Raw genomic sequence first — 13845 nt, forward strand, 5'->3', positions numbered from 1 at the left:
CGTCAGGAGGCGTACACCTCGGCGAGCAGCTCCAGCGAGCGCACCCGCCCCTCCGACGTCGTCCCCTGGTGGGCGACCATCAGCTCGTCGGCGCCCGAGTACGCCGCGAAGTCCGCCACCTGCTGCCGCACCACGTCGGGGGTGCCGACGGCGCTGTGCCGCATCATCTCGTGCAGGTGCCGCGCCTGCGGGCTGCGCAGGAGGGCGTCGGCCTGCTCGTCGGTGAACGTCGTGCCGGGCCGCAGCAGGAGGGCGACGCGGCTGCGCATGAGGTCGCGCACCTGCAGCTCGGCGGTGGTCTGGTCGTCGGCGGCGACGACGTTGAGGCCCGCGATGACGTGCGGGCGCTCGAGCTGCTCGGAGGGTTGGAACTCGCGGCGGTAGAGCTCGACCGCGTCGAGGAGCGCGGCCGGCGCGAAGTGCGACGCGAAGGCGTAGGGCAGGCCGAAGGCGGCGGCCAGCGAGGCGCCGAAGAGCGAGGAGCCGAGGATGTAGAGCGGCACCGCCGTGCCGGCACCGGGGTACGCCGCCACGCCCGGCACGAGGCTCTCACCGGCGAGGTAGCCCTGGAGCTCGCGCACCTCCTGCGGGAAGGTGTCGGCCGCCGTCGCGTCGCGGCGCAGCGCCCGCATCGTGTTCTGGTCGGTGCCCGGCGCGCGCCCGAGACCCAGGTCGATCCGGCCCGGGTGGAGCGTCGCCAGCGTGCCGAACTGCTCGGCGACCACGAGCGGGGAGTGGTTCGGCAGCATGACGCCGCCGGACCCGAGCCGGATCGTCGAGGTGTGGGCGGCGACGTGGGCGATGAGCACGGCGGTGGCCGACGAGGCGATGCTCGCCATGTTGTGGTGCTCGGCGTACCAGACGCGGGTGTAGCCGTGCTTCTCCGCGGCCTGCGCGAGGTCGACGGTGGCGGCCAGCCCGTCCGCGACCGTCTCGGTCTTGCCGATGGTCGCGAGGTCGAGCACGGAGAGCGCGGGAGCCACGGGGCGGCACCTTTCTTCGGGGGCGGTCCTCCTCCCAACGCCTGCGCGCCCCGATCCCATCCCGTCGGGCCGTCCCGTGCTCAGTCCTCCGGGTCGTCCAGGCGGGCGAGCCAGGTCGCGAGGCGCTCGACGGCCGTCTCGAACTCGGGGTGGGTGTCGACGAAGGCCTGGAGCTGCTCGGCCAGCCAGGCGAGGCTGACCTCCTCGTCGCCCCGGCGACGCTCCAGCTCCTCGATGCCGCGATCCGTGAAGTACATGGACCCGATTGTGCCCAACGCCCCGGGACGCCGTCGGGCCCGGTCGCTGGACGGCGACCGGGCCCGACGTGCTGCGCCCGAGGGCGCTCGGCTCACGCGAAGGCGCGCGCCATGAGGTCCTTCTGCTCCTCGGTGTGCCGCTTCGCGGTGCCGACCGAGGGGGAGGAGGAGGCCGTCCGGGTGACCGGCTCCACCACGAACTTCTCCAGGCCCGGCCACACGTTCAGCTGGTAGTGCGGCCACGGGCCCATGTTCGCGGGCTCGTCCTGCACCCAGCGCACCGCCTTGAGGTTCGGGTACTTCGCGATCTCCTCGGTGATGGCCTTGTCGGGCGAGGGGTAGAGCTGCTCGACGCGACCGATGGCGAACGCGTCGCCGTTGTCCCGCTTCGTCCGCTCGACCACGAGGTCCCAGGTGACCCGGCCCGAGCAGAGCAGCAGCGTCTCCACCTTCGCGGGGTCGGCCTGGTCGTCGCCGATGAACGGTCGGTACTGGCCGGTGGTGAAGTCCTCCGGCCGCGACGCGGCCTCCTTGCGGCGCAGCATGGACTTCGGCGTGAACACCACGAGGGGGCGGTGACGCTCGCCGAGGGAGTGCTGGCGCAGCAGGTGGAAGTACGACGCCGGCGTCGACGGCTGCGCGGCGACGAACGCGCCGTCGGCGGCCATCTGCAGGAACCGCTCGATGCGGGCCGAGCTGTGGTCGGGGCCCTGGCCCTCGTAGCCGTGCGGCAGCAGCAGCACGACGCCGGAGCGCTGGCGCCACTTGGTCTCGCTCGAGGAGATGAACTCGTCGATGACCGTCTGCGCGCCGTTGACGAAGTCGCCGAACTGCGCCTCCCACAGCACGAGCGCCTCGGGCCGGGCCACGGAGTAGCCGTACTCGAAGCCGAGCGCGGCGTACTCGCTCAGCAGGGAGTCGTAGACGAAGAACTTCGCCTGGTCCTCGCTGAGGTTGGACAGCGGGGTCCACTCGGAGGCGTCCGTGCGGTCGATGATCGTCGCGAAGCGCTGCGCGAACGTGCCGCGGCGCGAGTCCTGCCCGGCGAGGCGGACCGGGCGACGGTCGATCAGCAGCGAGCCGAACGCGAGGATCTCGCCGGTGGCCCAGTCGATGGGGCCCTCGGTGATGGCCGCCGCGCGGCGCTGCAGCTGCGGCAGCACCTTCGGGTGGACGGTGAAGCCGTCCGGCGGCGTCGTGTAGGCGTCCGCCACGCGCTTGAGCACCTCGAACGGCACGGAGGTGTCGAAGTCACCCGCGGGCTTCTCCGGGTAGTCCGGCACGGTCGTCCACTCGGACGGCTGCGTCGTCGCCTCGCGCACCTCGGTGAAGACGCGCTCGAGCTGCTCCTGGTAGTTGCGCAGGACCTGCTCGGCCTCCTCCACCGTGATGTCGCCACGACCGATGAGGGACTCGGTGTAGAGCTTGCGCACCGACCGCTTCTGCTCGATGAGGTCGTACATCAGCGGCTGGGTGAAGCTCGGGTCGTCGCCCTCGTTGTGACCGCGGCGGCGGTAGCAGACGAGGTCGATGACGACGTCCTTGTTGAAGGCCTGGCGGTACTCGAACGCCAGCTGCGCCACCCGGATGCACGCCTCGGGGTCGTCGCCGTTCACGTGGAAGATCGGCGCCTGCACCATGCGGGCGACGTCGGTCGCGTAGAGCGTCGAGCGCGACGAGCCCGGCGAGGTCGTGAAGCCGACCTGGTTGTTGACGATCACGTGGATCGTCCCGCCGGTGCGGTAGCCGCGCAGCTGCGAGAGGTTCAGGGTCTCCGCGACGACGCCCTGGCCGGCGAAGGCCGCGTCGCCGTGCACGAGGAGGGGGAGCACGGGGAACTCGCTGCCGCGGTCCAGCACGTCCTGCTTGGCGCGGGCGATGCCCTCGACCACGGGGTCGACGGCCTCGAGGTGCGACGGGTTGGCCGCGACCGAGACCTTGATCTTCTCGCCGCTGTCGGCGAGGAACTCGCCCTCGGCACCCAGGTGGTACTTGACGTCGCCGGAGCCCTGGACCGTGCGCGGGTCGATGTTGCCCTCGAACTCGCGGAAGATCTGGCTGTACTTCTTGCCGACGATGTTGGCGAGCACGTTGAGGCGACCGCGGTGGGCCATGCCGATCGTGACCTCGTCGAGGCCCGACTCGGCCGCGGCCTCGCAGATCTCGTCGATGACGGGGATCGTGGTCTCGCCGCCCTCGAGGCTGAAGCGCTTCTGGCCGACGAACTTGGTCTGCAGGAACGTCTCGAACGCCTCGGCCTGGTTGAGCTTCAGCAGGATCCGCAGCTGCTCCTCGCGGGGCGTCTTCTTGTGCGGCTGCTCGACGCGCTCCTGGATCCACCGGCGCTGCTCGGGGTCCTGGATGTGCATGTACTCGATGCCCATGGTGCGGCAGTAGCTGTCGCGCAGGATGCCGAGGATGTCGCGCAGCTTCATGAAGCGGCGGCCCTCGCCGCCGAAGGAGCCGGTCGCGAACTCGCGGTCGAGGTCCCACAGCGTGAGGCCGTGGGTCTCCACCTCGAGGTCGGGGTGGCTGCGCTGGCGGTACTCCAGCGGGTCGGTGTCGGCCATGAGGTGGCCGCGCACCCGGTAGGCGTGGATCAGCTCGAGGATGCGCGCCTGCTTGCTGATCTCGTCGTCGTGGCTCGTCGCGATGTCCGCGGCCCAGCGGATGGGCTCGTAGGGGATGCGCAGCGACCGGAAGATGTCGTCGTAGAAGTCGTCGGCGCCGAGCAGCAGCTGGTGCACCCGCTTGAGGAACTCGCCGGACTGCGCGCCCTGGATGACGCGGTGGTCGTACGTCGAGGTGAGCGTCATGACCTTGCTGATGGCGTTGCGCGCGATGGCGTCGGCCGACGCGCCCTGCCACTCCGCCGGGTACTCCATCGCGCCCACGCCGATGATGGCGCCCTGGCCCTTCATGAGGCGCGGCACGGAGTGGACCGTGCCGATGCCGCCGGGGTTCGTCAGCGAGATCGACGTGCCCTGGAAGTCCTCGACCGTCAGCTTGGAGTCGCGCGCCTTGCGCACGATCTCCTCGTACGCCGTCCAGAAGGCGGCGAAGTCCATCGTCTCGGCGGCCTTGATCGAGGGCACGAGCAGCTGGCGCTGGTCGCCCTTCTGGATGTCGATCGCGAGGCCCAGGTTGATGTGGGCCGGCGTCACCAGGTTGGGCTTGCCGTCGACGACCTCGAAGCCGACGTTCATCTCCGGCATCGACTTGAGCGCGCGCACGAGCGCGTACCCGATGAGGTGGGTGAAGGAGACCTTGCCGCCGCGCGCGCGGGCCAGGTGGTTGTTGATGACGGTGCGGTTGTCCCACAGCAGCTTGACCGGCACGGAGCGCACGGACGTCGCCGTCGGCACCTCGAGCGAGGCGTCCATGTTGGCCACGGTGCGGGCCGGGGCGCCTCGCAGCACGGTGTAGGTCGGCTTGTCCGACGCGGTCGCCTTCGGCGTGGCCGGGGCCTCCTTCGCGACGGGCTTCGTGCCGCTGCGGCCCGGCTCGGAGGCGGCCGCGGCCGGACGCGGCTTGGCCTGCGGGGTGGGCGCGGCCTTGGGGGCGTCGACGGCCTTCGCGGGGGCCGAGGAGGCCCGCGGGGGAGCGACGGCCGGGCCACCGGACGCCTTGGGGGCGGACGAGCCGTTCGAGCCGTTCGAGCCGTTCGAGGCCGGGCGTGCGGCCGGGGCGCCGGCCGCTCCCTGGGTGAAGTAGGCCTTCCACTCGGCGCTCACGCTGTCGGGGTCACGGTCGAACTGCTCGCGCATGTCGTCGACGAGCCACTCGTTGGCTCCGAAGTCGACAGGTTCGGTGGACGGGCTGCCAGGGGACTGCGGCACGGCTTGGATCGCCTCTTCCGGGGAGTGCGCTCATCGGGTGGGTTCGGCCATCCAGGCTAGTCCCACGCGGCGACAAATGCAGGGGTGGGGTCGCATGTCGACCGGGCTACCGGCGGGTACCCCGACCGCCCCCCGCGTTGGAACGTTCATGGTGGGCGAGATCACGCCGCACGGGGCCCCGTGCTCAGTAGTGCTGGGACCCGCGGAGGCTCACAGGTCGCCCGTCGGGGTCGTGGACCTGGGCGAGCAGGGCCCGCGCGAGCGGCCGCACCCGGCTCGGCGCGGTGGGGACGGGGAGGGGGCGCAGGCGGCCCGGGGGGCGCTCGCCCTCCCGACCCGCGGCGTGCCAGTCCTCGAGGCGGTGGGCGTGCTCGGCGTACCGGTCGAACATGTCCGCGGGCTCGAGGCAGTCGGCCATCACCTCCACCAGGTCGTCCCCGTCGCGGGCGGGGTCGAGCCGGTCGAGCCGGTCGAGGTGCTCCGCGGCCAGCCGCAGGCGGAGGTCGCGCGCGTAGTCGTCGTCCAGCACGACGGCGGTCAGCTCGGAGTCGTGGGTCCACGAGCGGCGGTTGAAGTTGTCGGAGCCGGTGCTGGCCCAGGTGTCGTCGACGACGCAGACCTTGGCGTGCACGTACACGGGGGTGCCGGCGTGGTTCTCGATCCCGTACGCCGCCACCCGGCCCGGCGCGACCTCCGCGAGCCGGCGCAGGGCACGCCGGCGCCCCAGCAGCTGCGCCGTGCGGTTCGGTCCGGTGACGTCGGTGGCCAGCGGGATGACCACGAGCAGCCGCAGGTCGGGCTGGTCGGCCAGGCGCTGCTCGAACACGCCCGCGACGTCGTGACCCCAGAAGTACTGGTCCTCGATGTAGACGATGCGCTCGGCGCGGCCCACCGCCTTGGAGTAGCCCCGGGCGACGCTGCGCTCGCCGCCGCGGGCGAACGGGTAGTCGCGGTCGAGGCGCAGGTCGGGGTAGGTGCGCAGGAGCTGCACGACGTGGTCGCCGGCCGGCGGCGGGGGCGGTTGCTGCGGCGGCAGCGGGTCGGGGGTCGTGTCGAGGCGGCGCAACCGGTCGGCCACCCGGCGCCAGGGCGCGGACGACAGCGGCGTCGGGTCCTCCCAGCGCTCGCGGAAGACGGTCTCGACGTCGTGGACGACGGGGCCGCGCAGCTCGACCTGCGCGTCGTGCCACGGCGGGGTGTCGCCGTACTCCGGGCTCAGCCGGCGGCCCTGCGGGTCGCCGTGGTGCGCGGAGTCGTCGCGCCGGTTGTGCGCGAGGTCGATGCCGCCGACGAAGGCGACGTCGCGCGTCGGGTCGTCGCGTTGGCGCACGACCACGAACTTCTGGTGGTGCGAGCCGCCCGCGCGGACCCGCATGTCGAGCAGCACCTCCGCCCCACGGGCCTGCAGCTGCTCGCCCAGGTGGCGGTTGGAGGTGGCGAAGAAGCCGGCCTGGTCGAGGTGCGAGCGCCACACGAGGCCCCGCACGTCGACGCCGCGCTCGTCGGCCTGCGACAGCACCTCCACCACCTCCGAGCCCGGCTCGCCGGTCAGCAGCTCGTCGGCGTCGCCCTGCCAGTCGGTGAGGAGCACGAGGTCCCCGGCACGGGTCGCGAGGAGCACCTCGTGCAGGCGGGCGAAGTACGCCGCGCCGTCGACGAGGGGACGCGCCAGGTTGCCCCCGGACCACGCGACGTCGCCCTCGTGGCGGTCGTCGAGGCGGGTGTCGGCGTTGGCGCGCTCCGTCTTGCCCAGGAGCCAGGCGGCCGGGTCGCTCATGGGCCCCAGCATGCACCCCCGGTGGCCCTGCGCCGACCTAGGCTTGGTGGCATGCGACCCACCCCGGAACGGCCCGGCCCCGGTCAGGAGTCCGTCTGGGACTACCCGCGCCCGCCGGCCCTCGACCGGTCCGAGGAGCACGTCGAGGTGTGGCTGGGTGGCGAGCGCGTCGCGGACACCACGACGAGCTGGCGGGTCCTCGAGACGAGCCACCCCCCGACGTACTACCTGCCGCGCTCCGCGTTCGTCGCCGGAGCCCTGCGCCCGGTGGCCGGCACGACGCACTGCGAGTGGAAGGGCGAGGCGGCCTACCTCGACCTCGTCGGCGGCGGGAGGACGGCCGCCCGCGCGGCGTGGACCTACCCGACGCCGGTGCCAGCGTTCGCCGACCTGCTCGACGCGGTCGCCGTGATGCCGGGCCTCGTGGACCGGTGCGTCGTCGACGGCGAGGTCGTGGCGGCCCAGCCCGGTGGCTTCTACGGCGGGTGGATCACGAGCCGGGTCGCGGGCCCGTTCAAGGGGATCCCGGGCAGCTGGGGCTGGTGAGCGTCAGCGGGCGTCGAACGACACGACGGCCGTGACCGTGGTGCCCCCCTCGGAGGTGCTGACGTTCCAGGAGCTGCTGAGCGCGGCGACGAGGTGGAGGCCGCGGCCGCGCTCCTCGAGCATGTCGACGGGGGTCAGCATGCGCCGGCGCCACGCCTCCTCGAGCTCCCAGGCCGCCTCGGCGGGGTCGTCCGTCGCGTCGTCCGCGTCGGTCGGGTCGGCCGGGTCGGTGTCGCGGGCGACGGCGCAGGCGCCCCGCGGCGTCCCGCAGTCGGTCACCTGCATCCGCACCCCGCACGGCTCGAGCGCCCAGGCGACCTTCACCGTGTGGTCCGCGCAGGGCTCGCCGTGCTCGATGCCGTTCTGGAGCAGCTCGTAGAGCACGATCGCGGCGTTCTCGATCGCCGTGCGGGGCACCTCGTGCTCGGTGAGGTGGGCCGTCAGCGCGCGGCGCGAGCGGGCGGGCGAGGTGGGGTCGAACGGGAGCGAGGAGTCGAACGCCGCCTCGCCCTCGGTGGCCACGGTCGCCCGGACCACGTCGGACCCCACGGTGGCGGGGCGGTCGGCGGCGGGGCGGTCGGCGGTGGGGCCGTCGGTGGCGCCCCGCTCGGTGCGCTGGTCCGTCACGGTGCCTCCCTCCGGTCGGCTCGGTCGGCCCTCGTCCAGTCTGACACGGGCGCGGGTGAGGGTCACCTGGCTCCACGCCGGTCGGTCCGGTCGCTCACGCGTCGGGACCGCCCTGGTCGGCGGGGCCCGCCAGCCGGACCTGCGCGGCGGCGCGCCGGGCCCGCGCGCGGGCCGCCTCGACGTCCTCGCCCAGGGCGAGCGTCACGGCCATGCGGCGTCGACCGGAGACGGACGGCTTGCCGAACAGCCGCAGGCTGGTGTCCGGCTCGCGCAGGGCGGCGTCCACCCCGGCGTACGACGGGGCGTCGACCTCGCCCTCGAGCAGCACCGCGCACGACGCGGCGGGGCCCCGGTCCCGGATGTTCGGGATCGGCAGGCCGAGCACCGCGCGGGCGTGCAGCGCGAACTCGGACAGGTCCTGGGAGACGAGGGTCACCAGGCCCGTGTCGTGCGGGCGGGGCGAGAGCTCGGAGAACACGACGTCGTCGCCTCGGACGAACAGCTCGACCCCGAAGAGACCGCGGCCGGTGGCCCCGCACAGGTCGCGCACCACCGCGGCGGCCACCTCCTGCGCCCGGGCGAGCACGGTGGGGGAGAGGGCCTGCGGCTGCCACGACTCGCGGTAGTCGCCGTCGACCTGGGTGTGGCCGATCGGCGCGCAGAACGAGACCACGTCCTCACCGCCGTCGGTCGCGGCGTGCTTGACGGTCAGCAGCGTGATCTCGACGTCGAAGTCCACGAAGCCCTCGACGATGACGCGTCCCGCGCCGGCGCGGCCGCCCTCCTGCGCGTAGCGCCACGACTGCTCCGCGTCGGCGGTCTCCCGCACCACCGACTGACCCTTGCCCGACGACGACATCACGGGCTTCACCACGCAGGGCAGCCCGACGTCGGCGACTGCGGCGACGAGCTCGTCGAGGGTGTCGGCGAACCGGTACGGCGAGGTGGGCAGGCCGAGGGTCTCCGCGGCGAGGCGGCGGATGCCCTCGCGGTCCATCGTCAGGCGGGTGGCCCGGGCGGTCGGCACGACGGTGGTGCCCTCGGCCTCGAGCTCCACGAGGGTGGGCGTGTGGATGGCCTCGATCTCCGGGACGACCCAGTGCGGGCGCTCCAGCTCCACCACCCGTCGTACGGCGGCGGGGTCGAGCATGTCCACGACGTGGCTGCGGTGGGCCACCTGCATGGCGGGGGCGTCGGCGTACCGGTCGACGGCGATCGTCTCCACGCCGAGGCGCTGCAGCTCGATGACGACCTCCTTGCCCAGCTCGCCGGCGCCGAGGAGGAGGACGCGCGTGGCGCCGTCCGAGAGCGGGGTTCCGAGGATCGTCACGGGCGACAGCCTAGGAGCCCGGCGGGTGACCTGGGCCGTGTGACATGGGCGGCGATGCGCCCGAACCGCCACCGCGCGCCCGCACGGGTTGATACGTTCGCGCGGTTTGCCCGCCGGAGGGGCGGGGTTCGAGGAGAGGCACCACCATGAGGAACACCGTCGCGGGCCGCGTGCTCGCCGTCGGGATCGCGCTGGCCGGCATGGGCGCGCTGAGCGCCTGCGGGTCCGAGGACGACGCCACGCGCGACGAGGGCACGCAGGAGGTCACCGAGGCCGGGAACGCGGACGCGTTCTCGCTGCAGGTCGGCGACTGCTTCGACGACCCGGAGGGCACCGAGGTCACCGAGGTCCCGGCCGTGCCGTGCGCCGAGCCGCACGACAACGAGATCTTCGAGGCGTTCGACATGGACGAGGGCGACTGGCCGGGCGACGACGCCGTCCAGGCGGCGGTGGAGGAGGGCTGCGGAGGAGCGTTCGAGGCCTTCGTCGGCACGCCCTACGACACCTCCGCGCTCTACCTCGACGCGCTCACGCCGACCGAGGACAGCTGGACCCAGGGAGACGACCGCGAGATCCTCTGCGTGGTCTTCGACCCCGAGGGCCCCGTCGAGGGCACCCTGGAGGGCTCCGCTCTCTGAGTCCACCGCACCGCACGACGAGCGCCGGTCCCCGCACGGGGGCCGGCGCTCGGTGCGTCGCGGGCGGTTCAGCCGGGTGCGTCGGGTGCGTCGGGCACGTCCAGCGCGTCGAGCTCGGCGAGCGCCGCGCGGGCCCGGGCGACGCGGTCGGCCTCGGGCTCGTCCCACCACCGCGGCCCCCGCTCGCCGAGGCCGTGCTTCGCGAGCGCGGTCCGGCGCCGGGCGGCGGCCACCGCCGCGTCGTCGCCGGCCTGCTTCGCGACCCGGGTGCCGGAACGCCCCCGCCCGAGGTGGGACTTCAGGGCCTCGACCACGTCGTCGGGCAGGCACGGGTCCGTACGACGCCAGCGGCGCCCGTCGACCACGAGCCAGCGCTCGTCCTCGGCGTAGCGCCCCGGATCGGCCCGGTCGGCTCCCTCGTCCACGCCCGCCCTCCTCGTGTCGTCGGCCCGCGGGAAGCGGAACGGGCCCGACCTCGTGGAGGTCGGGCCCGTCTCGTGGTGCTCGCACCCCCGGCAGGATTCGAACCTGCGACTCCTGGTACCGGAAACCAGTGCTCTATCCCCTGAGCTACGGAGGCCCGCCCGCCGACTCGCGCCGGCAACAGGGCTGGGGGAGACCTTACAACCCCGCGCGGTCGGCCGCGAACCAGGTGGCGCGGGCCACGCCCGGCGTCCGCCCCCCGTAGCGGCGCGCGCGGCGGGGCCGGCCGCCGATACCCTGGGGCGGTGACCCCCGAGCAGCTCTCGACCTCCGTCCGCGACGCCCTGACCGGGCTCGTCGCCGACGGCGTCGTCCCCCTGGACCCCGCCGACGTCCCGACGAGCGTCACGGTGGAGCGACCCCGGCAGAAGGGCCACGGGGACTACGCGACGAACGTCGCGCTGCAGCTGGCGAAGAAGGCGGGCACCAACCCCCGTGCGCTGGCGACGCTGCTCGCCGAGCGCCTCGAGCAGGACCCGGGCGTCGCGGCGGTCGAGATCGCCGGCCCGGGCTTCCTCAACATCACCGTCGAGGCCGGGGCCCAGGCGGAGGTCGCCGCACGCATCGTGGCCGCGGGCGCGTCGTACGGGCACACCGAGACGCTGGCCGGCACCCGCTTCAACGTGGAGTTCATCTCCGCCAACCCCACGGGCCCGCTCCACCTGGGCCACACGCGCTGGGCGGTGCTGGGCGACGCGATCGCCCGCGTGCTCGAGGCCGCGGGCGCCGACGTCGTCCGCGAGTTCTACATCAACGACCGCGGCAACCAGATGAACGTCTTCGGCGCCTCGGTCGAGGCTGCGGCGCTGGGCCAGGAGCCGCCGGAGGACGGGTACCGCGGGGCCTACGTCAAGGACCTCGCGGCCCAGGTGCTGGCCGAGCACCCCGGCATCGTCGACCTGCCGCCCGCCGAGCGCCTGCCCGCTTTCCGCGAGGCGGCGTACGTGCTGCAGCTCGCCGAGCAGCAGGCGTCGCTGGAGGCCTTCAACACCCGCTTCGACGTCTGGTTCTCCGAGCGGTCCCTCTACGAGGACGCGGGCGGGCAGGACGCGGTCGCGAGCGGGCTGGCCAAGCTGAAGGACAAGGGGCACCTGTACGACGCGGACGGCGCGCTGTGGATGCGCACCACCGACTTCGGCGACGACAAGGACCGCGTGCTCGTGCGCAGCAACGGCGAGCTGACCTACTTCGCCTCCGACACGGCGTACTACGTGAACAAGCGCGAGCGCGGCTTCGACGTCTGCATCTACCTGCTGGGCGCCGACCACCACGGCTACGTGAAGCGCCTGCAGGCCATGTCGGCCTGCGCGGGCGACGACCCCGGGCGCAACCTCGAGGTGCTCATCGGCCAGCTGGTGAAGATCCTGCGCGGGGGCGAGGAGGTGCGCCTGTCCAAGCGCGCCGGCGACATCGTCACCCTCGACGAGCTGGCCGACGAGATCGGCGTCGACGCCCTGCGCTACTCGCTGGCGCGCTACCCGGCCGACTCCCCGCTGACCCTCGACATCGAGGAGATCACGCGGGCGACGAGCGACAACCCCGTCTTCTACGTGCAGTACGCCCACGCCCGGGTGTCCTCGATCCTGCGCAACGCCGCGGACCTCGGGCTCGGCCCGGCCACGGGCGAGGAGTTCGACGCCGGGCTGCTGGTGCACGAGAAGGAGGGCGAGCTGCTGCGTGCGCTCGCCGCCTTCCCGGGCGTCGTCGCGACGGCGGCCGAGCTGCGCGAGCCGCACCGCGTGGCCCGCTACCTCGAGGACACCGCCTCGACGTACCACAAGTTCAACGACGCCTGCCGCGTGCTGCCCCAGGGTGACGAGGAGCCCGGTGCCCTGCACCGCGCGCGCCTCACGCTCGTGGCCGCGACCCGCCAGGTGCTCGCCAACGGGCTCGACCTGCTGGGCGTCTCCGCCCCCGAGAGGATGTGACGTGGTCCGCGCGCACGAGGCCGGCTGGGCCCACGCCGAGGGAGCCCTCAAGGGCCCCGCGTGGCTCCGGGAGCCCGCCGACACCAACGCCCTGGTCCCGCACCTGTGGTCGACCGGCACGACGAAGGACGAGGCGGGCGTCCTGACGGTCGCCGGCGTCCCCGCGACGCAGCTGGCCGCCGAGCACGGCACGCCGGCGTACGTGCTGGACGAGGACGACTTCCGCGGTCGCGCGCGGGCGTTCCGCGACGGCTTCGCCGGGTGGGACGTCTACTACGCGGGCAAGGCGTTCCTCTGCACGGCCGTCGCCGGGTGGGTGGCGGAGGAGGGCCTGCACCTCGACGTCTGCTCCGAGGGCGAGCTCACCGTCGGGCTGCGGGCGGGGGTCGACCCGGCCCGCATGGGCTTCCACGGCAACAACAAGTCGGTGCGTGCCCTGCGCCGCGCGGTCGAGGCGGGCGTGGGCCGCGTCATCGTCGACTCGTTCCAGGAGGTCGAGCGGCTGGCGGCGGTGGCCGCCGAGGTCGGTCGCACCCAGCCCGTGATGATCCGGGTGACCGCGGGCGTCGAGGCCCACACGCACGAGTACATCGCGACCGCCCACGAGGACCAGAAGTTCGGCTTCTCCATCACCTCCGGCGACGCGCTGGAGGCGGTACGACGGGTGCTCGCCGCCCCGGGTCTCGAGCTGCGGGGCCTCCACAGCCACATCGGCAGCCAGATCTTCGACTCGGCCGGCTTCGAGGTCGCCGCCCGCCGCGTGCTGGCGCTGCACGCGCGGGTGGCGGACGAGCTGGGCACGACGATGCCCGAGATGGACCTCGGCGGCGGGTTCGGCATCGCCTACACCACCCAGGACGACCCCTCGACGCCCGACGTGCTGGCCCGCGAGATGCGCGCCATCGTCGAGCACGAGTGCCGCGGGCTCGGCATCGAGGTCCCGCACCTGTCGATCGAGCCGGGCCGCGCGATCGTCGGGCCCTCGACGTTCACGCTCTACGAGGTCGGCACCGTCAAGGAGGTCGCGCTCGACGGCGGGGCGCGCCGCACCTACGTCTCGGTCGACGGGGGCATGAGCGACAACATCCGCACGGCGCTGTACGACGCGGACTACTCCTGCACCCTGGCCTCGCGCCGCTCCGAGGCGGAGCCCGTCCTCGCCCGGGTCGTCGGCCACCACTGCGAGGCGGGCGACATCGTGGTGAAGGACGAGTTCCTGCCGGCCGACGTCGGGCCCGGCGACCTCGTCGCGGTGCCCGGCACCGGGGCCTACTGCCGCTCGATGGCGTCGAACTACAACCACGCGCTGCGCCCGCCGGTCGTCGCGGTCAAGGACGGGGCCTCCCGCGTCGTCGTGCGCCGCGAGACCGTCGACGACCTCCTCGCCACCGACGTCGGGGACCCGCGATGACCCGCACGATGCCCCCCACGCGGACG

At 73.5% G+C, this 13845-nt stretch carries 11 protein-coding genes and 1 tRNA gene; 4 read left to right on the forward strand and 8 right to left on the reverse strand.

Going from position 1 to position 13845, the window contains the following annotated elements; all coding sequences use genetic code 11:
• Window positions 1-2 precede the first annotated feature (2 nt).
• The 4 genes from INN71_RS04330 to INN71_RS04345 form a co-directional block, all read right to left on the reverse strand.
• Window positions 3-983, reverse strand: a complete 981-nt coding sequence (locus INN71_RS04330; RefSeq protein WP_277498414.1) for an LLM class flavin-dependent oxidoreductase — start codon at window positions 981-983, stop codon at window positions 3-5.
• A gap of 80 nt (window positions 984-1063) precedes the next feature.
• Entirely contained in the window at window positions 1064-1240 is a 177-nt protein-coding gene (locus INN71_RS04335; protein ID WP_277498415.1) for a DUF6104 family protein, read from the reverse strand.
• 92 nt (window positions 1241-1332) lie between these two features.
• Window positions 1333-5079 (reverse strand): multifunctional oxoglutarate decarboxylase/oxoglutarate dehydrogenase thiamine pyrophosphate-binding subunit/dihydrolipoyllysine-residue succinyltransferase subunit, encoded by a 3747-nt coding sequence (locus tag INN71_RS04340; RefSeq protein ID WP_277498416.1) that lies wholly within the window; start codon window positions 5077-5079, stop codon window positions 1333-1335.
• A 184-nt stretch (window positions 5080-5263) separates the two neighbouring features.
• Complete coding sequence (locus INN71_RS04345) at window positions 5264-6856, reverse strand: phosphatidylserine/phosphatidylglycerophosphate/cardiolipin synthase family protein (RefSeq protein ID WP_277498417.1); 1593 nt, start codon at window positions 6854-6856, stop codon at window positions 5264-5266.
• Between the two features lie 51 nt (window positions 6857-6907).
• On the opposite strand from INN71_RS04345, the gene INN71_RS04350 reads away from it, so the two are divergent.
• Window positions 6908-7402: a DUF427 domain-containing protein gene (locus INN71_RS04350; protein ID WP_277498418.1), complete on the forward strand. Its 495-nt coding sequence runs from the start codon at window positions 6908-6910 to the stop codon at window positions 7400-7402.
• A gap of 3 nt (window positions 7403-7405) precedes the next feature.
• Here the strand turns inward: INN71_RS04350 and INN71_RS04355 are convergent, their stop codons facing one another.
• Complete coding sequence (locus INN71_RS04355; RefSeq protein WP_277498419.1) at window positions 7406-8029, reverse strand: ATP-binding protein; 624 nt, start codon at window positions 8027-8029, stop codon at window positions 7406-7408.
• A 94-nt stretch (window positions 8030-8123) separates the two neighbouring features.
• Complete coding sequence (gene purT, locus INN71_RS04360) at window positions 8124-9359, reverse strand: formate-dependent phosphoribosylglycinamide formyltransferase (protein WP_277498420.1); 1236 nt, start codon at window positions 9357-9359, stop codon at window positions 8124-8126.
• A 146-nt stretch (window positions 9360-9505) separates the two neighbouring features.
• Between purT and INN71_RS04365 the strand changes: the two genes are divergently transcribed.
• Complete coding sequence (locus INN71_RS04365; protein ID WP_277498421.1) at window positions 9506-9997, forward strand: septum formation family protein; 492 nt, start codon at window positions 9506-9508, stop codon at window positions 9995-9997.
• A 68-nt stretch (window positions 9998-10065) separates the two neighbouring features.
• Here INN71_RS04365 and INN71_RS04370 read toward each other — a convergent pair whose 3' ends face one another.
• Window positions 10066-10422 carry a hypothetical protein gene (locus tag INN71_RS04370; RefSeq protein ID WP_277498422.1) on the reverse strand — a complete coding sequence of 119 codons (357 nt, stop codon included), beginning with the start codon at window positions 10420-10422 and terminating at the stop codon, window positions 10066-10068.
• Between the two features lie 82 nt (window positions 10423-10504).
• Window positions 10505-10577: transfer RNA gene (locus INN71_RS04375), tRNA-Arg, on the reverse strand.
• 148 nt (window positions 10578-10725) lie between these two features.
• Between INN71_RS04375 and argS the strand changes: the two genes are divergently transcribed.
• Both argS and lysA read left to right on the forward strand, forming a co-directional pair.
• Window positions 10726-12408 (forward strand): arginine--tRNA ligase, encoded by a 1683-nt coding sequence (gene argS, locus INN71_RS04380; RefSeq protein ID WP_277498423.1) that lies wholly within the window; start codon window positions 10726-10728, stop codon window positions 12406-12408.
• Window position 12409: 1 nt separating this feature from the next.
• Window positions 12410-13819 (forward strand): diaminopimelate decarboxylase, encoded by a 1410-nt coding sequence (lysA, locus tag INN71_RS04385; RefSeq protein ID WP_277498424.1) that lies wholly within the window; start codon window positions 12410-12412, stop codon window positions 13817-13819.
• Window positions 13820-13845 lie beyond the last annotated feature (26 nt).

This window comes from Nocardioides sp. ChNu-153 (assembly GCF_030466625.1).
Taxonomy (GTDB): domain Bacteria; phylum Actinomycetota; class Actinomycetes; order Propionibacteriales; family Nocardioidaceae; genus Nocardioides.